The sequence below is a fragment of the Loktanella atrilutea genome (assembly GCF_900128995.1).
Lineage (GTDB): Bacteria > Pseudomonadota > Alphaproteobacteria > Rhodobacterales > Rhodobacteraceae > Loktanella > Loktanella atrilutea.
On sequence record NZ_FQUE01000001.1, the window covers coordinates 510,373 to 531,071 of the forward strand.

Consider the following 20,699-nt stretch of genomic DNA (forward strand, 5'->3'; position numbering starts at 1 on the left):
ACCATGCCCGTCAAGAACCGCTTTGCCGAACTGCTGCCGGACATCACGGCGATCCGCCGCGATCTGCACGAGAACCCCGAGATCCTGTTCGAGACGCACCGCACGTCGAAGGTCGTGGCCGACCGGCTGACCGCGATCGGCTGCGACGAGGTCGTCACCGGCATCGGCCGCACCGGCGTGGTGGGCGTCATCAGGGGGAAAAGCGACAGCAAGGGCAAGGTGATCGGGCTGCGCGCCGACATGGATGCGCTGCCGATCACGGAACAGACCGGGCTCGACTATGCCTCCAAGACGCCGGGGGCGATGCATGCCTGCGGCCATGACGGCCATACGGCGATGCTGCTGGGGGCGGCGCAGTATCTGGCCGAGACGCGGAACTTCGACGGCACGGTGGTGGTGATCTTCCAGCCCGCCGAGGAAGGCGGCGGCGGCGGCAAGGAAATGTGCGACGACGGCATGATGGACCGCTGGAAGATCGACGAGGTCTACGGCATGCACAACTGGCCGGGGATGCCGCTGGGCACCTTCGGCATCCGGTCCGGCGCATTCTTCGCCGCCACCGACACCTTCGAGATCACCATCGAGGGCAAGGGCGGCCATGCCGCCAAGCCGCAGGAGACGGTCGATTCGACGCTGATCGCCAGCCACGTCGTCGTGGCGCTGCAGTCGATCGCGTCCCGCAACGCCGATCCGACGGATCAGGTCGTGGTCTCGGTGACCAGCATCGAAAGCTCCTCCAAGGCCTTCAACGTGATCGCGCAGCGTGTGCACCTGAAAGGCACCGTCCGCACCATGTCGAAGGACATGCGCGCCCTGGCGGAGAGGCGGCTGAAGGCCCTGGCGGAAGGCACCGCAAGCGCCTTCGGCGCGCGGGCGGATGTCAATTACGTCAAGGGCTACCCGGTCATGGTGAACAGCGATGACCAGACCGCCTTTGCCGCGGAGGTCGCCCGCAGCGTGTCAGGCGATTGCGCCGAGGCACCGCTGGTCATGGGCGGCGAGGATTTCGCCTACATGCTGGAGGAACGCCCCGGCGCCTACATCCTCGTGGGCAACGGCGAGGGCGCCAGCGTGCACCACCCGGAATACAACTTCAACGACGACGCGATTCCCGCCGGCTGCAGCTGGTGGGCCGAGATCGTCGAAAAGCGGATGCCCGCGGCCTGAGCAGACGTGGCGGACGGCCCCATGGGGGCCGTGCCTCCGGCGGGGATATTTGAAAGACAGAGAGGCGCAGGCGCCGCGCCCCCTCTCTCTGTCTTGGAAATATCCTCGGGGGGTCCGGGGGGCAGACAGCCCCCCGGTCCGGCGATTCAGCCCGCGCTGCCGTCCAGAAGGTCGCGGTAGATGGCGATCAGGGCGGCGGCCTCGTCGGCGATGCGAAAGCCGCCTGTCGCGCGGGGGCGGCAGGCGGCGGCCCAGCGGGACAGGCGGGCCGGGTCCGACAAAGTGGCACGGATCGCCGCCTGCAGGGCGGCGGGGTCGTCCGTGGGGATCAGCAGGCCGGTCTCGTCCGGGGCCACGATCTCGGCGAAGGCGCCGGTGTCGGTCGCGATGCTGGGGACGCCGCAGGACATCGCCTCGAGCGGGGTGAGGCCGAAGCCCTCGTTGCGCTGCGGCGCGATGTAGAGGTCGATGGCCTGGAACCAGGGGGCGATGGTCCAGCCGGGATCCTCGGGCAGGATGTGGATGCGGTCGGCGACGGGGGAGGCGGCGGCTCTGGATTTCAGGTCGGCGGCATAATCCGCGAATTGATCCGTCACGCCGCCCATCATCACCGCGTGGGCCTCGGGAAAGTCCGGCAGCACGGCGATCATCGCGTCGATGAAGAGGTCGTTGCCCTTCGATGGCCTGATCCGGCCGAAGCAGCCCAGCAGCAGCTTGTCCGCGGGCAGGCCGAGGCGCGCGCGCAGGGCGGTGCGGTCCGGGGCGGGGGCGAAATGGTCGGTGTCGATGCCGTGGTGAATGACGTGCGCGGGCACACCGAGAAAGGCGGCGGAGCGGGCGGAGGTCGCGACGACCCGGTCCATCCGGCGAATCAGCTGTTTGGTGTAGCCGGAGTGGCGCCGCTGGGCGGCGGAGGTGAACATCAGCTTCAGCGGCTGGCGCAGGAGGTGTTTCAGCGCGAGGCCGGCCAGCATCTCGTTGTTGCGCCGCGCGTGCCAGACGCGGGGGCGGCGCGGCATGGTCAGCAGGTCGCGCAGGCGGATCTGCGGGATCTCCGCCGGCAGTTTCGGACCGACCGTGGCGATCGCGATGTCGCGGGCCTGCAGCGGGACGAGGCGCAGGACGGTGGAGGTGACGCCGGAATAGCGCTTCTTCAGGTTTGGCGCGATGACGGTGACGGTGGCGGGATCGAGGGTCATGGGGCGGCCTTTGCGGGCATCAGTGACGTGAGGTCCGCGACCGTGCGGGCGATGTCGTCGCCCTGACGGGCGGTGACGGCGGCGGCGCGGCGGCCCATGGCGCGGGCGGAATCGGGATCGGTCAGCATGTCCTGCAGGACGGGGCCCAGCGTATCGGCGGTCAGACCCGTGCGGGCGGCGTCGGCCTCGGCCAGGGTCTGCCAGTCCTGCGTGCAGTTGGCCAGATGTTCGCCCGTCAGCAGGGCGCAGCCGAGCGCCGCCCCTTCCCACGGGTTGTGCCCGCCGTTGGGCGTCAGCGAGCCGCCGACGAAGGCGAGGGGGGCGGTGCGGTACCACAGTCCCATCTCGCCCAGCGTATCGGCGAGGTAGACCTGTGCGGTCGGCGCCTCACCGGCGCTGCGGCGGGTCAGGGTGAGGTCCGTCGCCATGGCCGCGACGCGGTCGCCGCGTTCCGGGTGGCGGGGCGCGAGGATCAGGCAGAGGTCGGGGTGCGTCTGCAAGAGGTGCCGGTGGACGGCGAGCAGCGCTTCCTCCTCGCCCGGGTGGGTGGCGGCGGCGAGCCACCGCGGGCGCTCGGCCAGCGCCTGCCGGATCTGCGCCACGGCTGCGGGGTCGGCGTCCGGGGGCGGGGCGGCGGCCTTGAGGTTGCCGCCCGTGCGGATGCGGTCCGGGGCGACGCCGAGGGCGCGCAGGCCGGCGGCGGTCGCCTCTGTCTGGGTGACGATCAGGGCGAGGCGGCGCAGCAGCCAGGCGGCGGAGGGGCCGAGCCGTTGCCAGCGCGCGAGGGCCCGGGCCGAGAGGCGGGCATTCAGCAGGACCACCGGGCAGGGCGCCGTTTGGATCATCTGGGGCCAGATCTCTGATTCCATGAGAACCAGCAGGTCCGGCCGCCAGTGGGCGTGAAAGCGGCGCAGGGCGCGCGCGCTGTCGAGGGGGGCGAACTGGTGGATCGCATCGGGCGGCAGGCGCCGTGCCAGGATGTCGGCGCTGGAGGCGGTGCCGGAGGTCACGAGGATGCAGGGCGGATCGTCCTGCGCCAGCAGGGCGGTGACGAGGGGCAGGGCGGAGAGGGTTTCTCCGACGCTGGCACCGTGGAACCAGACCAGACGGCCCGCGGGTCGCGGTCGCGTCGGATGGCCCAGACGTTCGCGGGCCCGGGCGGGGCTGGTGCCGTGGGCGACGAGCCGGTCGCGGATCCGTCGATAGAGCAGCGGCGCCGCAAGGTTCGCGAGCCGCCCGTAGGTGCGCAGCAGCAGGGGCGGGCGGGTCACCTCAACCGCCGGTATGGCTCATGTGGCGCGAGACCTGTCCGTCGACCGCCTGACGGGAATAGTCGAAGTCGTGGCCCTTCGGCTTCAGCGCGATGGCGGCGCGGATCGCGTCGTCGAGCACCGCGTCGGATTCCGACGACCGCAGAGGCGCGCGCAGGTCCGAGTGGCCCTCCTGCCCGAGGCAGGTGTAGATCTCTCCGGTGCAGGTGATGCGCACGCGGTTGCAGGATTCGCAGAAGTTGTGGGACAGGGGCGTGATGAAGCCGATCTTTTGTCCCGTCTCGTTCAGGCGGACGTAGCGGGCGGGGCCGCCGGTGTCGTCGGGCAGGTCGGTCAGGGTGTAGCGGGTGGCGAGCTGTGCGCGCAGGTCCTTGAGCGACCAGTATTGCCCGATGCGGTCCTCGTTGCCGATGTCGCCCATGGGCATGACCTCGATGAAGGTCATGTCGATGTCGCGGGCGGCGGCCCATGCGGTCATGGTGAAGAGCTCGTCCTCGTTGAAGTCCTTCAGCGCCACGGCGTTGATCTTGACCCGGAGGCCGGCGCGTTGCGCCGCGTCGATGCCGCGCAGCACCTGCGGCAGGCGGCCCCAGCGGGTGACGCGGGCGAATTTCGCCTCGTCCAGCGTGTCGAGGCTGACGTTCACCCGGCGCACGCCGGCGGCAAAGAGGTCGTCCGCGAAGCGTTCGAGCTGGCTGCCGTTGGTGGTCAGCGTCAATTCCTTCAGCGCGCCGGAGTCGAGGTGCCGCGACATGCTGCGGAAGAAGGTCATGATCTCGCGCCGCACCAGCGGTTCGCCGCCGGTGATGCGCAGCTTCTGCACCCCCAGCCGCACGAAGGCGGAGCACATGCGGTCGAGCTCTTCCAGCGTCAGGAGGTCCTTCTTGGGCAGGAAGGTCATGTTTTCCGACATGCAGTAGACGCAGCGGAAATCGCAGCGGTCCGTGACGGAGACACGCAGGTAACGGATGGCGCGGGCGAAGGGGTCGATCAGGGGTGCAGTCATGTCGCAGAACCTAGGGCTGCGCGGTGGGGTGCGCAAGGCGCGGGGAGGGACTTGTCAGGAATGTGCGCTGAACCTAGCGTCTGTCCCATGAGAATCCTGTTGTTGATCCCCGCCTTCGCCCTGGCCGCCTGCGAAACCCTGCAGACGCCCGCAACCGCAACCGCCCCCGGCGCCGCCGTGACCCCCGCGGGGGCCGCGGCACCTGCGCCGACCCTCGATCCCACGCCGCCACCGCGACCGCCGGCGGCGGCACGCACGGTGGATCAGTTCGACACCACCTCGGCCGAGGACAAGGCCGAGGCGCTGGCGGTGAAGGCGGATGCACCGGTCAAGGACCTGGGCACCACGCTGGCGACGCTGGGCCCGCCGGCGGAGCCGGGGATCTGGCTGAAGACGCCGCTGGTCGACGCGCTGACGAAAGGCCGCGTGAGCTACAACGGCAAGGATGCCAACGTGGAGCTGCGCCCGTCCGGCGGGGCGGCGGGGTCGGGCAGCCAGATCTCTCTGGCGGCGATGCAGACGCTGGGAATTCCGCTGACCGAGATCGCCGAGGTGAGCGTCTCGATGGAATGAGGGGGTGGCGGGCCCCGCCCGCCCACCCCTTTCGGGGCTCTGCCCCGGACCCCGAGGTATTTCGGACGAGGAGAAGCGCAAAGGCGGTCTGATGGCCTCGATCCGGGATCCGGGCCGTGTATCGGCGGATCGGATCGGCGCAGCCGATCCGATCCGCTGTCATTCCACCGTGACGGATTTTGCCAGATTGCGCGGCTGATCCACGTCGGTGCCCTTGGCGATGGCCGTGTGGTAGGCCAGGAGCTGTGCGGGGATCGCGTAGAGGATGGGTGCAAGGAACGGCGGCACGTCGGGCAGGATCAGCGTCTTCCAGACACCGTCGGAGGCGGTCCGCGCGCCTGCGGCGTCGGTGATCAGAAGGACTTTGCCGCCGCGGGCCATGACCTCTTGCATGTTCGACACGGTCTTGTCGAAGAGGCCGTCGGTGGGGGCCATCACGATGACGGGAACGGCGGGATCGACCAAGGCGATCGGGCCGTGCTTGAGTTCGCCTGATGCGTAAGCTTCGGCATGTATATAGCTGATTTCCTTAAGTTTCAGCGCGCCTTCGAGGGCCAGGGGATACATCGCGCCGCGGCCGAGGAAGAGAATATCGCGGGCCTCCGACAGCTCTTGGGCCAGATCGCGCGTCGCCGTTTCGATGTTCAGGGCGGCGTTCATGATGCCCGGCAGGCGGCGCAATGCGGCGAGGTGATCCGCGAGGATGGCGTCGTCGATCTCGCCCCGGTCGCGGGCGGCCTTCAGGACCAGAAGTGCCAGCGTGGTCAGCTGACAGGTGAAGGCCTTGGTGGAGGCGACGCCGACCTCTACCCCTGCCAGGATCGGCAGGGCGAGGTCGCTTTCGCGGGCGATGGAGGATTCGGCCACATTCACGACCGAGAGGATCCGGTCGGCCTTGCCGGCCATGTAGCGCAGGGCGGCGAGGGTGTCCGCCGTCTCGCCTGACTGGCTGACGAAGAGGGCGGCGGTGCCGGGCGTCACGGGGGGCTCGCGGTAGCGGAATTCCGAGGCGACGTCGATTTCCACCGGCAGGCGGGCGATCTGTTCGAACCAGTATTTCGCCACCATGCAGGCGTAGAAGGCGGTGCCGCAGGCGACCAGCGTCAGGCGCTCGATCCCTGCAAAGTCGATGCCGGGGTCGGGCAATGTCACGCTGCCGCCCGCGGCGTCGATGTAATGGGCCAGCGCCCCCTGCAGCACGGTGGGCTGTTCGGCGATTTCCTTGGCCATGAAGTGCTTGTAGCCGGCCTTGTCGACGGCGGCGGAGCCGGTGGCGATGGTCTTGCGCGGGCGGTCGACCTGTTCGCCGGCGGCGTCGCGGATCTCGACGCTGTGGCGTGTGACGATGGCCCAGTCGCCTTCGTCGAGGTAGGTGATCGTGTCGGTCATCGGGGCGAGCGCGATGGCGTCGGAGCCGATGTAGTTCTCGTCCTCGCCGTGGCCGACGGCCAGCGGGCTGCCCTTGCGGGCGGCGATCAGCAGATCGTCCTCTCCGTCGAAGAGGAAGCACAGGGCGTAGGCGCCGTGCAGCTGGGCGATGGTTTCGCGCGCCGCCTCGCGCGGGGCGAGGCCGCGGTCGAGGTGGTATTGCGCCAGCAGGGCGACCGTCTCGGTATCCGTGTCGGTGCTGTAGCCGATGCCGTTGTCGGCGAGGAAGGCGCGCAGCTCTCGGAAGTTTTCGATGATGCCGTTGTGGACGACGGCGACCCGTCCCGCCCGGTGCGGGTGGGCGTTGTTCACCGAAGGCGCGCCGTGGGTGGCCCAGCGGGTGTGGCCGATGCCGGCCTTGCCGGGCAGCGGGTCGTGCACCAGCAGGTCCTGCAGGTTCACCAGCTTGCCCATGGCGCGGCGGCGGTCGAGCGTGGTGCCGTCGATGGTGGCGATGCCGGCGCTATCGTAACCGCGATATTCGAGCCGCTTCAGCGCATCGACGAGGATGGGAGAAGCTTCGTGGGAGGAGAGAACGCCGACAATGCCGCACATGGGATTCAGTCTTTCTGCTTGGCGGCCTTGAGGGCCTTGAGTTTGTCCATCAGGCGGGCGGCGAGGCCCGTCTTGTTGATCTGCGGCGCGCGCCCCAATGCGAGGTCGCCCGGGGGCACGTCGCGGGTGATGACGGAGCCGGAGCCGGTCATGGCGCCCGCGCCGACGGTCACGGGCGCGACCAGCATGGTGGAGGAACCGATGAAGGCGCCGGCGCCGATTTCCGTGTGGTGCTTGAAGTAGCCGTCGTAGTTGCAGGTGACGGTGCCCGCGCCGATGTTGGCGCCCGCACCCACGTGGGCGTCGCCGATGTAGGTCAGGTGGCTGACCTTGGCGCCGGTGTCGATCAGCGCGCTCTTGATCTCGACGAAGTTGCCGACCTTGGCGTCCTCGGCCAGTTCGGCGCCGGGGCGCAGGCGGGCGTAGGGGCCGACGGTGGCGCCGCGGCTGACGTGGCAGCCTTCGAGGTGGGAAAAGGCGCGGATCGTGGCACCACTTTCCACCGTGACGCCGGGGGCGAAGACGACGTAGGGCTCGATCAGGGCATCGGCGCCGATGTGGGTGTCGTGGGCGAAGATCACCGTGTCGGGGGCGGGCAGGGTGACGCCGTCGGCGATGGCGGCGGCGCGGGCGCTGCGCTGGAACTGCTGTTCGGCGGCGGCGAGTTCGGCGCGGGAGTTGATGCCCAGCGTTTCCGCTTCGTCACAGGTCACGACGCCGGCGGTGAGGCCGCGGGCGCGGGCGAGGCCCACGATGTCGGTCAGGTAGTATTCGCCCGCGGCGTTGGCGTTGCCCACCGCGTCGATCAGGGCAAACAGCGTGTCCGCATCGGCGCAGATGACGCCGGAGTTGCACAGGTCGATGGCGCGGGTGGCATCATCCGCGTCCTTGTATTCGACGATCTCGGCGAGGCTGTCGCCGTCCATCACCAGACGCCCGTAGCGGCCCGGATCGGCGGCGTGGAAGCCCAGCACGACGACATCGTGGCTGCGGCGGGCATCCAGCATCCTCTCCAGCGTTTCCGGCGTGATGAAGGGGGTGTCGCCGTAGAGCACCACGGCGTCGCCGGTGAAACCGGCGAGGGCCGGGCGGGCCTGGGCGACCGCATGGGCGGTGCCCAGCTGTTCGGTCTGGCGGACGCAGGCGATGCGGTCGTCGAAGGCGGTCGCGGCCTTTTCCACGAGGTCGCCGCCGTGACCGGTGACGACGACGGTGCGCGCAGGGTCGAGCGCGCCGCCTGCCTGAAGCGCATGGATCAGCAGCGGTGCGCCTGCCAGCGGGTGCAGGACCTTTGGCAGGTCCGATTGCATGCGTGTGCCCTTGCCTGCCGCGAGAACGATCAAAGCTGTTGTCATGTGCGCTGTCTGCCCCATTTGTCGTCTGGCCGGGTTGTATCCATTCCTGTCCCGCTTACAAGGCGGAGCGGTTTCACGAAGGTTTACCATTCGTAACAGTGGACCGGACGGGACCAAGGGGGAATGACATGCGCACGGTGGTTTTCGATCTCGACGGCACGCTGGCGGACACCAGCGGCGACCTGATCGCGGCGGCGAACGCCTGTTTCCGCGATCTGGGGCTGGGCGATCAGCTGGACCCGGCGCGGGACCAGAAGACGGCGGTGCGCGGGGCGAAGGCCATGCTGCGGCTGGGGCTGGAGCGGGCGGGGCGGCTGGACGAGGATCTGGTCGATGCGCAGTATCAGCCGCTGCTGGATCATTACGGGCGGGCGATCAGCACCCATACCTATCTTTACGACGGTGCGATGGATGCGATCGCCGCGCTGACCGCGGCAGGCTACCGCGTGGCGATCTGCACCAACAAGCCGGAGGCGCTGGCGGTGCAGCTTCTGACCGCGCTCGGCGTGGGCGAGCGGTTCCATGCGATGCTGGGGGCGGACAGTCTGGCGGTGCGCAAGCCCGACCCGGAACATCTGCTCGAGACGGTGCGCCGGGCGGGCGGCGATCCGGGGATGTGCCTGCTGGTCGGCGACACGGACACGGACCGCAAGACCGCCCATGCGGCGGGCGTGCCATCGGTGCTGGTGACCTTCGGTCCGGCGGGCGAGGACATGGCGGCGCTGAACCCTGCCGCCTTGTTGGACCATTACAACGATCTGCCCCGGGTCGTGCGCGACCTGATCGGTTAACAGATTGACGACGCCTGCGTCTGCCGCGACAGTCCGTCCCATGGGAGAGGTGTTCACAGGCAGCTTCACGCAGCAGGAACCGTTGCCGGAGGCATCCATCGCGGCGGCGGAGGCGGTGCTGCGCCACGGTCGTCTGCATCGCTACAACACCGCCGAAGGCGAGATCGCGGAAACCGCCCTGCTGGAAGAGGAATTCGCCGCCCGGACCGGGGCCGCCTTCTGCCTCGCCGTCGCCTCTGGCGGCTATGCGCTGGGTTGCGCGCTGCGCGCCTGCGGGGTGACGCCGGGCGATACCGTGCTGACCAATGCCTTTACCCTTGCCCCGGTGCCGGGGGCGATCGCGGGCGTGGGGGCGGTGCCGGTGCTGGTCGGCGTGACCGACGCGCTGGTCATCGATCTGGAGGATCTGGCGGCGAAGCTGGACCGGGCGCGGGTGCTGCTTCTGTCCCACATGCGCGGGCACATCTGCGACATGGACCGGCTGATGGACCTGTGCGACGCCGCCGGCGTCACGGTGATCGAGGATTGCGCGCACACCATGGGCGCCGCATGGAACGGCAGGCCCACGGGTCGCTGGGGGCTGATGGGATGCTTTTCCACCCAGACCTACAAGCACGTCAATTCCGGCGAGGGGGGCTTGCTGATCTCTGACGATGCGGAGGCGATGGCGCGGGCGGTGCTACTGTCGGGGAGCTACATGCTTTATGGCCGGCACAGGGCGGCCCCGCCGCCGGAGGCCTTTGCCGAACTGCGCTACGCGGTGCCGAACATCTCTGGCCGGATGGACAACCTGCGCGCGGCGATCCTGCGGCCGCAGCTGCGCGCGCTGACGCGGCAGGCGGGGCGCTGGAACGACCGCTACCGCAAGGTGGCGGAGGGGCTGGCGGATGTGCCGGGGCTGGTGGTGCCCGCGCGCCCGGCAGCGGAGCAGTTCGTGGCGTCGTCCATCCAGTTCCTGCTGCCGGACCGGTCGGAGACGGAGGTCGCGGCGGTCGTCGCGGGCTGCGCCGCGCGGGGGGTGGAGCTGAAATGGTTCGGTGCGGCGGAGCCGGTGGGCTTCACCTCGGACTACGGGTCGTGGCGCTATGCGCCGCAGGACCGGCTGCCCGCGACGGACCGGGTGCTGGCGGGGCTGCTGGACATGCGCCTGCCGCTGACGTTCAGCCTGGACGACTGTGCCCTGATCGCGCGGATCATCCGCGCGGTGGTGACAGAGGTCCTGACGCCCGCGCGGGGGGCCGCATGAGGCTGGCGGAGGTCGAAACCGCCATCGCCGCCGCCCTGTCGGAGATCGGCCAGAGCGCAGCGCCCTACCGGATCGACCGCCAGCCCCGCGGCGACGGCACGCCCCATGTGGAGGGCGAGGGACCGTTCTTTGAACTCGTCGTGGACGACGACGGGATGGAGCGGACCCGCGAGACGGTGGACGGTCACGAGCTGCTGTACCGGATGCTGCGGCGCGAGACACGGTTGCTGGCGATGGCCGCGGAACGGCGGACGCGGACGGTGCAGGCGCCCGGCTGGGTCATGCGGCTGCGCCGGTGGTGGCCGGGGGCGCTGGAGGGGCTGGTCGGCACCGACGACTATTCCCGCGCCACATGGATGGAGGCGCATGCGCACCTGATGACGCGCCTGCGCAGCGACTGGGGCGCCCGGGTGAAGACCGAGAACGACGCGATGCTGCGGCGCTATCCCCTGACCACGGCGGAGCGGGAGAATTTCCGCAGGCTGGATCTGGCGGCGTTCGGGATCACGGACGGGCGGTCGGCGCCGCGGTGAGGGCCCGCGCAACAGCGCAGCGCGGCTGCGCGATGGAGTCCGGTGCGACACGGCCTCGGCGGATCCCGGTGGCTCTGGCCGGACCCTCCGGGGGGAGTATTTGGAAAAAAGCGAGGACGGGGCGTCAGTCTTGCGCCGCGGCCTCTGCCCCGGGGGTGTAGAGCGGGACGGTGCTGATCGACATCTTGGCGGAGCCCTGCGTCAGCTCGTTCGCGTGGGCGAGATAGATCAGGGTGTTGTTCGCCTCGTCGAAGATGCGCTTGATGCGGATCGACTTGAGGATGATGGACTGGCGTTCCTGAAAGACGTTCTCTCCGTCCTTGCTGCGGTCGATGTCGCCGATCACGATGGGGCCGGTCTGGCGGCACGCGATGGAGGAGTTCGAGGGGTCCTCGAACCAGTTGCCGTTCGACAGACGGTCGATGATCGAGCGGTCGAAATAGGCGAGATGGCAGGTGACGCCCTGCACCTTGGGGTCGTGCACCGCCTCGATCACGATGTCGTTGCCGACCCAGTCGACGCCGACCTTGCCGACGGTCTCTGCCGTCGTGACGGTGGCAAGCAGGGTGATGGCGGTCGCGATTGCGGTGATGTGTTTCATGAAAACCGATGTAAGCTGGCGGCGGGGGGATGCAAGGGACTTGACCGCCGGGGCGCCCCTGACCTAGGAATTGAACAAGTGTTCAATAAAGGATGCCGCGATGTTCCATGCCTCGATGACCTTCGACCTTGGCGAGGACGTGAACGCCCTGCGCGACATGGTGCACGGCTGGGCGCAGGATCGTCTGAAGCCGATGGCCGCGGCGATCGACCGGGACAACGCCTTTCCGCCCGCGCTGTGGCGGGAGCTGGGCGATCTGGGGCTGCTGGGCGTGACGGTGCCGGAGGACTACGGCGGAGCGGGGATGAGCTATCTGGCCCATACGGTCGCGGTTGAGGAGATCGCGCGGGCGAGTGCGAGCGTCAGCCTGTCCTATGGTGCGCATTCCAACCTTTGCGTGAACCAGATCAAGCTGAACGGGACCGCGGCGCAGAAGGCGAAGTACCTGCCGCGGCTGGTCAGCGGCGAACACGTCGGTGCGCTGGCGATGAGCGAGGCGGGGGCGGGGTCGGACGTGGTGTCGATGTCGCTGGCGGCAGAGAAGCGCAACGACCATTACCGGCTGTCGGGAACGAAATACTGGATCACCAACGGGCCGGATGCCGACACGCTGGTGGTCTATGCCAAGACCGACAGGGACGCGGGATCGAAGGGGATTACGGCATTCCTGATCGAGCGGGAGATGACCGGATTCTCTACCAGCCCCCACTTCGACAAGCTCGGCATGCGGGGGTCGAATACGGCGGAGCTGGTGTTCGACGACGTGGAAGTGCCCTTCGAGAACGTGCTGGGCGAGGAGGGGCGCGGCGTGCGCGTGCTGATGTCCGGCCTCGACTACGAGCGGGTCGTGCTGGCGGGGATTGGCCTCGGGATCATGGCGGCCTGTCTGGACGAGGTGATGCCCTATCTGGCGGAGCGCAAGCAGTTCGGCCAGCCGATCGGGTCGTTCCAGCTGATGCAGGGCAAGATCGCGGACATGTACACGGCGATGAATTCGGCCCGGGCCTATGTCTACGAGGTCGCGCGGGCCTGCGACCGGGGGACGGTGACGCGTCAGGATGCGGCGGCCTGCTGTCTTTATGCCTCCGAGGAGGCGATGAAGCAGGCGCATCAGGCGGTGCAGGCGATGGGCGGGGCCGGCTTCATGGCCGACGCGCCGGTCGCGCGGCTGTTCCGCGATGCCAAGCTGATGGAGATCGGGGCGGGCACCAGTGAGATCCGGCGGATGCTGGTGGGGCGCGAGCTGATGGCGGCGATGGGGTGAGGCGCTGGGCGCTCTTCGCGCCGCTGGGGGCGCTGATCGTGCTGACGGGCTACCTTGGCCTGCGCATGGGGCAGCCGCTGGGGGATACGGAGATCATAGAGCGGGCCGCGGCGCGCTATGTGGCCGAGGCGGGGGACGGCGCGGCGCGCACCGATTGCGCGGCGACGGCGCATCCGCAGGCGCGGATGATCGTGGTGTGCCATCACCCGGACGGGCGCAGCTTTTCCTACGTGATGGGCGACCGGGGCGAGGTTTTCGAGGCGGCGGGGCCGCAGGCGTGAGGAGGTTCGGGATGAAGATCGTGGTGCAGGCAATTGTAGCGGCGGGGTTTTTCGCCGGGCCGGCAGCGGCGCAGGATCTGGTCTATGCGGACGATGCGACGCAGACCTGTCTGGCGGATGCGGCGCCGGGGGACCGTGCGGCCTGCGCCGGGGACTCGGCGGCGGCCTGCATGCGGGATACGCCGGGCGGGGATTCGACCGTCGGCATGGGGGGCTGTCTGGACCGGGAGCGGCAGTTCTGGGACGACGCGCTGAACGCCGCCTACGGCGACCTGATGGCGCTTTACAAGACGCGCGACGCGGAGGCCGCGGCGGGCGGCTGGAACGCGCCGGAGCAGGTCCCGGCGCTGAAGGCGATGCAGCGGGCCTGGATCGCCTATCGCGATGCGCGTTGCGATTTCGAGCGGGCGAAGTGGGGCGGCGGCACCGGCGGCGGGCCAGCCACGCTGCAGTGTCTGATGGCGGTGACGGCGGAACAGACGGTGTTGCTGCAGGACGGCATGGACGGTCTGCAATGACGCGGGACGCGCATCTGGCGGCGCTGGGGCGGGTGGCCGATGCGGCGGCGCTGGCGATGGCCGGCGGCGGCGACAAGGCCCGCGACCGGCACGTGAGCCGCGGCAAGATGCTGCCGCGCGACCGTGTGGCGAACCTGCTGGACGCCGGATCGCCCTGGCTGGAGATCGGGGTGACGGCGGGGCACGGGATGTACGATGGCGCGGCACCGGGGGCCGGCGTGATCGCCGGGATCGGGCGGGTTTGTGGCGTTCAGGTCATGGTGGTCTGCAACGACGCCACCGTGAAGGGCGGCACCTATTACCCGGTCAGCGTCAAGAAGCACCTGCGCGCGCAGGAGATTGCGGCGCACTGCCGGTTGCCCTGCGTCTACCTCGTGGATTCGGGCGGGGCGAACCTGCCGAACCAGGACGAGGTCTTTCCGGACCGCGATCATTTCGGACGCATCTTCTACAATCAGGCAAACATGTCGGCGGCGGGCATCGCGCAGATCGCGGTGGTGATGGGGTCCTGCACCGCCGGCGGCGCCTACGTGCCCGCCATGGCGGACGTCAGCATCATCGTGCGGGATCAGGGGACGATCTTCCTGGCCGGGCCGCCGCTGGTGAAGGCGGCGACGGGCGAAGTGGTGTCGGCGGAGGATCTTGGCGGCGGCGACGTGCACACGCGGTTGTCGGGCGTGGCGGATTACCTGGCCGAGGACGATGCCCATGCGCTGGCGCTGGCGCGGCAGGCGGTGGCGAGCGTGTCGCAGCGGACTCTGTGCAATGTCAAGCGGTTGGAGAGCGAACCTCCGGCGCTGGATCCCGAGACGCTGTTCGACGTGGTGCCTGCCGATCTGCGCACGCCCTACGACATCCGCGAGGTGATCCAGCGGATCGTCGACGGCTCGCGCTTCGATGAATTCAAGGCGCGGTTCGGGGATACGCTGGTGACGGGGTTCGCCCATATCGACGGCTGGCCCTGCGGAATCGTGGCCAACAACGGGGTGCTGTTCAGTCAGGCCGCGCAGAAGGGCGCGCATTTCGTGGAGCTGTGTTCGCAGCGGCGCATCCCGCTGGTGTTCCTGCAGAACATCACCGGCTTCATGGTGGGCCGCGCGTACGAGAACGAGGGGATCGCGCGGCACGGGGCCAAGATGGTGACGGCGGTGGCGACGACCAAGGTGCCCAAGATCACAATGGTCGTGGGCGGCAGCTATGGCGCGGGAAATTACGGCATGGCGGGAAGGGCTTACAGCCCGGATTTCATGTGGACGTGGCCCACGTCGCGGACCGCCGTCATGGGCGGCGAGCAGGCGGCGGGGGTGCTGGCGACGGTGCGGCGCGAAGGACTGGAGCGGCGCGGGATCGACTGGGCGGAGGAGGAGGAGACGGCCTTCAAGCAACCGATCCTGGACCAGTTCGCGGAACAGTCGGACCCGCTTTATGCCGCGGCCCGGTTGTGGGACGACGGGGTGATCGACCCGCGGCAGAGCCGGGCGGTGCTGGCGCTGAGCCTGGCAGCGAGTTGCAATGCAGAGATCGAGGAGACACGCTTTGGCGTCTTTCGGATGTAGGCCGCTGCGGGGGTGGGCGTCCCACCCGCCCACCCCCGCCCACCCCCGCAGCGTCCGGCGAGCGGAGGGTTGCCATGTTTGACCGGGTGCTGGTGGCGAACCGGGGCGAGATCGCCTGCCGGATCATGCGGACCTGCCGGGCTCTGGGGGTGGAGACGGTGGCCGTTTATTCCGATGCCGACGCAGGCGCGGTGCACGTGCGGATGGCGGACCGGGCGATGCGGCTGGGGCCGGCGGCGGTGGCGGAGAGCTATCTGCGCGGCGATCTGATCATCGCGGCGGCGCGGGAGACGGGCTGCGACGCGATCCATCCGGGCTATGGCTTTCTGTCCGAGAACCCTGATTTCGTCGATCAGGTGACGGCGGCGGGGCTGGTGTTCATCGGGCCGAGCGCCGCGGCGATCCGCGCGATGGGGCTGAAGGATGCGGCCAAGGCGCTGATGCAGAAGGCCGGCGTGCCGGTGGTGCCGGGCTATCTGGGGGCCGACCAGTCGCCCGCCGTGCTGGCCGCGGAGGCGGGACGGATCGGCTATCCGGTGCTGATCAAGGCGGTTGCGGGTGGCGGCGGCAAGGGGATGCGGCTGGTCGAGGCGGCGGAGGGTTTCGCCGAGGCGCTGGAGAGTGCGAAAGCGGAGGCGCGGACCGCCTTCGGCAACGGCGACGTGCTGATCGAGAAGTATATCCAGCGGCCACGGCATATCGAGGTGCAGGTCTTCGGCGACGGGACCGACGCGGTGCATCTGTTCGAGCGCGATTGCTCGTTGCAGCGGCGGCATCAGAAGGTGATCGAGGAGGCGCCGGCGCCGGGGATGACCGAGGCCGTGCGCGCGGCGATGGGCGATGCTGCCGTGCGGGCGGCGCGGGCGATCGGCTATGCCGGGGCGGGGACGATCGAGTTCATCGTGGACGCCAGCGACGGGCTGCGCGCCGACGGCTTCTGGTTCATGGAGATGAACACGCGGTTGCAGGTGGAGCATCCGGTGACCGAGGCGATCACCGGCGTCGATCTGGTGGAATGGCAGCTGCGGGTCGCGAGCGGCGAGGCCCTGCCGTTGCGGCAGGATCAGCTGGCGATCAACGGGCACGCCATCGAGGCACGGCTTTATGCAGAGGATGTGCCGGCGGGGTTCCTGCCGGCGACGGGACGGCTTGCGCATCTGGCCTTTCCGGCAGCGGCGCGGATCGACAGCGGGGTCGAGACCGGGAGCGAGATATCCCCCTGGTACGATCCGATGATCGCCAAGGTGACGGTGCATGGCGCCGACCGTGCCGCGGCGCTGGCGGCGATGGGCGCGGCGCTGGACGCGACGCAGGTGGCGGGGACGGTGACGAACCTCGGGTTCCTGCAGCGGCTGGTGGCGGAGCCCGACTTTGCCGCGGGGACGATGGATACCGGGCTGATCGCGCGGCAGGCGGATCTGGTGGCGCCTGCGCAGGCCGACCCCGCGCGCACCGCGCTGGCGGCGCTGGTGGCGGCGGGGCTGGCGAGGGAGGCGGCGCCGTGGCAGGGCTTTGCCCTGTGGGCGCCGCTGTCGCAGCGGGTGGCGCTGATGCGCGAGGGCGCCGAGGTGGCGGCAACGCTGACGGCGCGGCCGGAGGGCTGGGATGTGCAGGTCGGCGGGACGACGGTGGCGCTTTGCCGTGATGCGGGGGGCTGGCGGGCGGACGGGGTGCGCTTGCCGCGGGCCCTGCGCCACGGCGATGCGGTGACGGTCTTCGGGGCCGATCCGCTGACCTTTGCGATCCCCGATCCGCTGGCGCGCGGCGGGGCCGAGGCGGGCGGCGACGCGGTCCTGGCGCCGATGCCGGGGCTGGTGGCGCAGGTGACGGTCAGCGCGGGGCAGGCGGTCGCCGCGGGCGACCGGATGGTCGTGCTGGAGGCGATGAAGATGGAACACGTGCTGCGCGCGCCCCGCGACGGCATCGTGGCCGAGGTCGCCGTGGCGCAGGGCGATCAGGTCAAGGCCGGCGTGGCGCTGGTGACGCTGGCGGTCGCGGACTGAGGACGCGGCGCGCCGGGATGGGCGTGCAGGGGGCGCTGCCCCCGGTGCGGTGCGCCTTCCTCGAGGTATTTTCGACGCGAAGATGCGGGCGCGACAAAGGGTGGCAGAGGGGGGCGGCGTCGGTTGACCCTGCCGGGAGCCGGGTTTAAGTGTGACCGCAGCCGCACCCGCCCGCCTTGCGCGGGTGCACCGGGAAAAGGATCACCCCCTTGGAATCGATGCTGAACGAATACCTGCCGATCATGATCTTTCTGGGGCTGGCGATCGTGCTGGGCCTGATCCTGATTCTGGCGGCGGCGCTGGTCGCCGTGCGCAATCCCGACCCGGAAAAGGTGTCGGCCTACGAATGCGGGTTCAACGCCTTCGACGACGCCCGGATGAAGTTCGACGTGCGGTTCTACCTCGTGTCGATCCTGTTCATCATCTTCGATCTGGAGGTCGCCTTTCTGTTTCCCTGGGCCGTGGCGTTCAAGGACATCAGCATGGTCGGGTTCTGGTCGATGATGGTCTTCCTCGGGGTGCTGACCGCGGGCTTTGCCTATGAATGGAAGAAGGGAGCTCTCGAATGGGAGTGATGACCGGAACGCAAGTCGGCCCCGACCGCGAGGTCGCGACGCAGGCGCTGAACAGGGAACTGACCGACAAGGGGTTCCTCGTCACCTCGACCGCCGACATCGTGAACTGGGCGCGGACCGGGTCGCTGCACTGGATGACCTTCGGGCTGGCCTGCTGCGCGGTCGAGATGATGCATACCTCGATGCCGCGCTATGACCTCGAACGCTTTGGCACCGCACCGCGCGCATCCCCGCGCCAGTCGGACCTGATGATCGTGGCGGGCACGCTGACCAACAAGATGGCGCCCGCGTTGCGCAAGGTCTACGACCAGATGCCGGAGCCGCGCTACGTGATTTCGATGGGGTCCTGCGCCAACGGCGGCGGCTACTATCACTACAGCTATTCCGTGGTGCGCGGCTGCGACCGGGTCGTGCCGGTGGACGTCTACGTGCCCGGCTGCCCGCCGACCGCAGAGGCGCTGCTTTATGGTATCCTGCAGCTGCAGCGCAAGATCCGCCGCACCGGCACCATCGTCCGCTAAGGGGGCCCCATGTCCGACGCTTTGAACGAACTCGGCCAGCATCTGGAACAGAAGCGGCACGATTGCGTGCTGGGGTGGGCGGTCGCCCATGGCGAGCTGACCGTCACCGTGGCGCTGTCGCAGATCGTGGGCTTCGTCGATTTCCTGCGCGTCGATCCGGCGTGCCGGTTCTCATCAATCGTGGATATCACCGCTGTGGACCATCCCCAGCGGCCCAAGCGGTTCGAGGTCGTCTACCACTTCCTGAGCATGTACCAGAACCAGCGCATCCGGCTGAAGGTCGACGTGCGCGAGGAGGACATGGTGCCGTCGATCATCACCGTGCATCCCAGCGCCAACTGGTTCGAGCGCGAGATCTTCGACATGTTCGGCATCCTGTTTTCCGGCCACCCGGATCTGCGGCGCCTGCTGACCGACTACGGATTCCGCGGCCACCCGCTGCGCAAGGATTTCCCGACCACCGGCTATACCGAGGTCCGTTATGACGAAGTGCAGAAGCGCGTCGTCTACGAGCCCGTCAGTCTGGTGCAGGAATACCGTCAGTTCGACTTCATGTCGCCGTGGGAAGGGGCCGAATACATCCTGCCCGGCGACGACAAGGCGGCACCTGACGGCCATGTCTCGAAAGGACCGGCGAAATGATGGACGGCGATATCCGCATCAACAGCTACGACGACGGGTCGGTGGACGCGCGCACGGGCGAGCAGAAGATCCGCAACTTCAACATCAACTTCGGCCCGCAACACCCTGCGGCGCATGGCGTTCTGCGTCTTGTGCTGGAGCTTGACGGCGAGATCGTCGAACGCTGCGACCCGCATATCGGGCTGCTGCACCGCGGCACCGAAAAGCTGATGGAGAGCCGCACCTACCTCCAGAACCTGCCGTATTTCGACCGGCTGGACTACGTGGCGCCGATGAATCAGGAACATGCCTGGTGTCTGGCGATCGAACGGCTGACGAAGACGGTGGTGCCGCGCCGCGCGCAGCTGATCCGGGTGCTTTATTCCGAGATCGGGCGCATCCTGAGCCACCTGCTGAACGTCACCACGCAGGCGATGGACGTCGGTGCGCTGACCCCGCCGCTGTGGGGGTTCGAGGAGCGCGAGAAGCTGATGGTCTTCTACGAGCGGGCCTGCGGCGCGCGTCTGCATGCGGCCTATTTCCGCCCCGGCGGCGTGCATCAGGACCTGCCGGACCAGCTGGTCGAGGATATCGACAGCTGGTGCGTCGCGTTCCCCAAGGTGCTGGACGACATTGACGGGCTGCTGACGGAAAACCGCATCTTCAAGCAGCGCAACGCCGACATCGGCATCGTGACCGAGCAGGACATTCAGGACTGGGGTTTTTCCGGCGTCATGGTGCGGGGGTCGGGCCTCGCCTGGGATCTGCGGCGGGCGCAGCCATACGAATGCTACGACGAATTCGAGTTCCAGATTCCAGTCGGCAAGAATGGCGACTGCTATGACCGCTATCTCGTCCGCATGGAGGAGATGCGCCAGTCGATCCACATCATGCGGCAGGCCTGCGAGAAGCTGCGGCACGAGCGCGGCGACGTCATGGCGCGGGGCAAGATGACCCCGCCCACGCGGCACGCGATGAAGACCGACATGGAAAGCCTGATCCACCACTTCAAACTTTATACCGAAGGGTTCCACGTGCCGGAGGGCGAGGTCTATGCCGCCGTCGAGGCGCCGAAGGGCGAATTCGGCGTCTATCTGGTGGCCGACGGCACGAACAAGCCTTACCGCGCCAAGCTGCGCGCGCCGGGGTATCTGCACCTGCAGGCCATGGACTATATCGCCTCTGGGCACCAACTGGCCGACGTGGCTGCCATCATCGGCACCATGGACGTCGTTTTCGGGGAAATCGACCGATGATCGCACGTATTCTGACCGTGACCGCGGCGTTGACGCTGGCCGCCTGTGCCCCTGCGGGCAATGGCGTCGGGATCAGCCGGCTGGGCAACAACCTGCCCGCCGATCCGACGCCGAAGCCCACGCCGCAGCCGGTGCTGCTGACCGCGAAGGAGCGGCTGGTCGGCGCGATCGAGGCCAACGACTGCGCCCTGACGCCGGACAACGCGGGCGCGGTGCTGTCGCAGGCGACGATCAGCAAGGCCGAGATGGGGCCGCTGATTCAGGAGTTGCAGGCCGAAGGCCGGGTGGAGACCTCCTCCGCCTCCTCGATCCGCGTGCTGAGCGACCGCTGCATCTGAAATCCCTGACGCGCCCCCGGGCGTACGAACAGACCGGAAGA

At 68.9% G+C, this 20,699-nt stretch carries 21 protein-coding genes; 15 read left to right on the plus strand and 6 right to left on the minus strand.

Annotated elements, in window-relative coordinates; all coding sequences use genetic code 11:
* Positions 1 to 3: 3 nt before the first annotated feature.
* On the plus strand, positions 4 to 1,167 hold the full coding sequence (locus BUA54_RS02380; RefSeq protein WP_072855586.1) for a M20 aminoacylase family protein: 1,164 nt from the start codon (positions 4 to 6) through the stop codon (positions 1,165 to 1,167).
* A gap of 146 nt (positions 1,168 to 1,313) precedes the next feature.
* On the opposite strand, the gene BUA54_RS02385 is transcribed toward BUA54_RS02380, so the two are convergent.
* Genes BUA54_RS02385 through moaA form a run of 3 tightly spaced genes read right to left on the minus strand, consistent with a single transcriptional unit; the run spans position 1,314 to position 4,643 of the window.
* The gene (locus BUA54_RS02385; RefSeq protein WP_072855587.1) at positions 1,314 to 2,366 is read right to left on the minus strand and encodes a glycosyltransferase family 4 protein; all 1,053 of its coding nucleotides are present in this window, start codon (positions 2,364 to 2,366) and stop codon (positions 1,314 to 1,316) included.
* Positions 2,363 to 3,637, minus strand: a complete 1,275-nt coding sequence (locus BUA54_RS02390) for a 3-deoxy-D-manno-octulosonic acid transferase (RefSeq protein WP_072855588.1) — start codon at positions 3,635 to 3,637, stop codon at positions 2,363 to 2,365. Before BUA54_RS02390 ends, BUA54_RS02385 begins: the two co-directional genes overlap by 4 nt.
* A gap of 1 nt (position 3,638) precedes the next feature.
* Entirely contained in the window at positions 3,639 to 4,643 is a 1,005-nt protein-coding gene (gene moaA, locus BUA54_RS02395) for a GTP 3',8-cyclase MoaA (protein ID WP_072855589.1), read from the minus strand.
* 87 nt (positions 4,644 to 4,730) lie between these two features.
* Between moaA and BUA54_RS02400 the strand changes: the two genes are divergently transcribed.
* Positions 4,731 to 5,216, plus strand: coding sequence for a D-galactarate dehydratase (locus tag BUA54_RS02400; protein ID WP_072855590.1), 486 nt, complete (start codon positions 4,731 to 4,733; stop codon positions 5,214 to 5,216).
* A gap of 159 nt (positions 5,217 to 5,375) precedes the next feature.
* On the opposite strand, the gene glmS is transcribed toward BUA54_RS02400, so the two are convergent.
* Positions 5,376 to 7,199: a glutamine--fructose-6-phosphate transaminase (isomerizing) gene (glmS, locus tag BUA54_RS02405; RefSeq protein WP_072855591.1), complete on the minus strand. Its 1,824-nt coding sequence runs from the start codon at positions 7,197 to 7,199 to the stop codon at positions 5,376 to 5,378.
* A gap of 5 nt (positions 7,200 to 7,204) precedes the next feature.
* Positions 7,205 to 8,554 carry a bifunctional UDP-N-acetylglucosamine diphosphorylase/glucosamine-1-phosphate N-acetyltransferase GlmU gene (gene glmU / locus BUA54_RS02410; RefSeq protein WP_072856113.1) on the minus strand — a complete coding sequence of 450 codons (1,350 nt, stop codon included), beginning with the start codon at positions 8,552 to 8,554 and terminating at the stop codon, positions 7,205 to 7,207.
* Positions 8,555 to 8,682: 128 nt separating this feature from the next.
* Here glmU and BUA54_RS02415 point away from each other — a divergent pair, with 128 nt between their 5' ends.
* The 3 genes from BUA54_RS02415 to BUA54_RS02425 are packed head-to-tail and all read left to right on the plus strand — an operon-like array spanning position 8,683 to position 11,124.
* Complete coding sequence (locus BUA54_RS02415) at positions 8,683 to 9,345, plus strand: HAD-IA family hydrolase (protein ID WP_072855592.1); 663 nt, start codon at positions 8,683 to 8,685, stop codon at positions 9,343 to 9,345.
* Positions 9,346 to 9,385: 40 nt separating this feature from the next.
* Positions 9,386 to 10,591: a DegT/DnrJ/EryC1/StrS family aminotransferase gene (locus tag BUA54_RS02420; protein WP_072855593.1), complete on the plus strand. Its 1,206-nt coding sequence runs from the start codon at positions 9,386 to 9,388 to the stop codon at positions 10,589 to 10,591.
* Complete coding sequence (locus tag BUA54_RS02425; protein ID WP_072855594.1) at positions 10,588 to 11,124, plus strand: hypothetical protein; 537 nt, start codon at positions 10,588 to 10,590, stop codon at positions 11,122 to 11,124. Before BUA54_RS02420 ends, BUA54_RS02425 begins: the two co-directional genes overlap by 4 nt.
* Positions 11,125 to 11,248: 124 nt before the next feature.
* Here BUA54_RS02425 and BUA54_RS02430 read toward each other — a convergent pair whose 3' ends face one another.
* A complete protein-coding gene (locus BUA54_RS02430; RefSeq protein ID WP_072855595.1) occupies positions 11,249 to 11,725 on the minus strand; it encodes a CreA family protein in 477 nt (158 codons plus the stop codon).
* A gap of 100 nt (positions 11,726 to 11,825) precedes the next feature.
* Between BUA54_RS02430 and BUA54_RS02435 the strand changes: the two genes are divergently transcribed.
* From BUA54_RS02435 to BUA54_RS02480, 10 genes are all read left to right on the plus strand, one after another.
* Positions 11,826 to 12,989: an isovaleryl-CoA dehydrogenase gene (locus BUA54_RS02435; RefSeq protein WP_072855596.1), complete on the plus strand. Its 1,164-nt coding sequence runs from the start codon at positions 11,826 to 11,828 to the stop codon at positions 12,987 to 12,989.
* Positions 12,986 to 13,270, plus strand: coding sequence for a hypothetical protein (locus tag BUA54_RS02440; protein ID WP_072855597.1), 285 nt, complete (start codon positions 12,986 to 12,988; stop codon positions 13,268 to 13,270). Before BUA54_RS02435 ends, BUA54_RS02440 begins: the two co-directional genes overlap by 4 nt.
* 11 nt (positions 13,271 to 13,281) lie before the next feature.
* Positions 13,282 to 13,788, plus strand: a complete 507-nt coding sequence (locus BUA54_RS02445) for a lysozyme inhibitor LprI family protein (RefSeq protein ID WP_072855598.1) — start codon at positions 13,282 to 13,284, stop codon at positions 13,786 to 13,788.
* Entirely contained in the window at positions 13,785 to 15,344 is a 1,560-nt protein-coding gene (locus BUA54_RS02450) for a carboxyl transferase domain-containing protein (protein ID WP_072855599.1), read from the plus strand. The genes BUA54_RS02445 and BUA54_RS02450 overlap by 4 nt, the downstream gene beginning before the upstream one ends.
* Before the next feature lie 74 nt (positions 15,345 to 15,418).
* Positions 15,419 to 17,347 (plus strand): acetyl/propionyl/methylcrotonyl-CoA carboxylase subunit alpha, encoded by a 1,929-nt coding sequence (locus tag BUA54_RS02455; RefSeq protein ID WP_072855600.1) that lies wholly within the window; start codon positions 15,419 to 15,421, stop codon positions 17,345 to 17,347.
* A gap of 209 nt (positions 17,348 to 17,556) precedes the next feature.
* Positions 17,557 to 17,922: an NADH-quinone oxidoreductase subunit A gene (locus tag BUA54_RS02460; RefSeq protein ID WP_072855601.1), complete on the plus strand. Its 366-nt coding sequence runs from the start codon at positions 17,557 to 17,559 to the stop codon at positions 17,920 to 17,922.
* Positions 17,922 to 18,443 carry a NuoB/complex I 20 kDa subunit family protein gene (locus tag BUA54_RS02465; protein WP_072856114.1) on the plus strand — a complete coding sequence of 174 codons (522 nt, stop codon included), beginning with the start codon at positions 17,922 to 17,924 and terminating at the stop codon, positions 18,441 to 18,443. The genes BUA54_RS02460 and BUA54_RS02465 overlap by 1 nt, the downstream gene beginning before the upstream one ends.
* A 9-nt stretch (positions 18,444 to 18,452) precedes the next feature.
* Positions 18,453 to 19,085, plus strand: coding sequence for an NADH-quinone oxidoreductase subunit C (locus BUA54_RS02470; protein ID WP_072855602.1), 633 nt, complete (start codon positions 18,453 to 18,455; stop codon positions 19,083 to 19,085).
* Positions 19,082 to 20,320, plus strand: coding sequence for an NADH-quinone oxidoreductase subunit D (locus tag BUA54_RS02475; RefSeq protein ID WP_072855603.1), 1,239 nt, complete (start codon positions 19,082 to 19,084; stop codon positions 20,318 to 20,320). The genes BUA54_RS02470 and BUA54_RS02475 overlap by 4 nt, the downstream gene beginning before the upstream one ends.
* Positions 20,317 to 20,658, plus strand: coding sequence for a hypothetical protein (locus tag BUA54_RS02480; RefSeq protein WP_072855604.1), 342 nt, complete (start codon positions 20,317 to 20,319; stop codon positions 20,656 to 20,658). Before BUA54_RS02475 ends, BUA54_RS02480 begins: the two co-directional genes overlap by 4 nt.
* Positions 20,659 to 20,699 lie beyond the last annotated feature (41 nt).

Bases quoted from the DNA above. Each gene is read 5' to 3' on its own strand.
- BUA54_RS02465 (WP_072856114.1), top strand. From the start codon at position 17,922: ATGACCGGAACGCAAGTCGGCCCCGACCGCGAGGTCGCGACGCAGGCG.
- BUA54_RS02430 (WP_072855595.1), bottom strand. From the start codon at position 11,725: ATGAAACACATCACCGCAATCGCGACCGCCATCACCCTGCTTGCCACC.
- BUA54_RS02385 (WP_072855587.1), bottom strand. From the start codon at position 2,366: ATGACCCTCGATCCCGCCACCGTCACCGTCATCGCGCCAAACCTGAAG.
- BUA54_RS02450 (WP_072855599.1), top strand. From the start codon at position 13,785: ATGACGCGGGACGCGCATCTGGCGGCGCTGGGGCGGGTGGCCGATGCG.
- BUA54_RS02420 (WP_072855593.1), top strand. From the start codon at position 9,386: ATGGGAGAGGTGTTCACAGGCAGCTTCACGCAGCAGGAACCGTTGCCG.
- BUA54_RS02480 (WP_072855604.1), top strand. From the start codon at position 20,317: ATGATCGCACGTATTCTGACCGTGACCGCGGCGTTGACGCTGGCCGCC.
- BUA54_RS02445 (WP_072855598.1), top strand. From the start codon at position 13,282: ATGAAGATCGTGGTGCAGGCAATTGTAGCGGCGGGGTTTTTCGCCGGG.
- BUA54_RS02455 (WP_072855600.1), top strand. From the start codon at position 15,419: ATGTTTGACCGGGTGCTGGTGGCGAACCGGGGCGAGATCGCCTGCCGG.
- moaA (WP_072855589.1), bottom strand. From the start codon at position 4,643: ATGACTGCACCCCTGATCGACCCCTTCGCCCGCGCCATCCGTTACCTG.
- BUA54_RS02475 (WP_072855603.1), top strand. From the start codon at position 19,082: ATGATGGACGGCGATATCCGCATCAACAGCTACGACGACGGGTCGGTG.
- glmU (WP_072856113.1), bottom strand. From the start codon at position 8,554: ATGACAACAGCTTTGATCGTTCTCGCGGCAGGCAAGGGCACACGCATG.
- BUA54_RS02470 (WP_072855602.1), top strand. From the start codon at position 18,453: ATGTCCGACGCTTTGAACGAACTCGGCCAGCATCTGGAACAGAAGCGG.
- BUA54_RS02435 (WP_072855596.1), top strand. From the start codon at position 11,826: ATGTTCCATGCCTCGATGACCTTCGACCTTGGCGAGGACGTGAACGCC.
- BUA54_RS02415 (WP_072855592.1), top strand. From the start codon at position 8,683: ATGCGCACGGTGGTTTTCGATCTCGACGGCACGCTGGCGGACACCAGC.
- BUA54_RS02400 (WP_072855590.1), top strand. From the start codon at position 4,731: ATGAGAATCCTGTTGTTGATCCCCGCCTTCGCCCTGGCCGCCTGCGAA.
- BUA54_RS02380 (WP_072855586.1), top strand. From the start codon at position 4: ATGCCCGTCAAGAACCGCTTTGCCGAACTGCTGCCGGACATCACGGCG.
- BUA54_RS02425 (WP_072855594.1), top strand. From the start codon at position 10,588: ATGAGGCTGGCGGAGGTCGAAACCGCCATCGCCGCCGCCCTGTCGGAG.
- glmS (WP_072855591.1), bottom strand. From the start codon at position 7,199: ATGTGCGGCATTGTCGGCGTTCTCTCCTCCCACGAAGCTTCTCCCATC.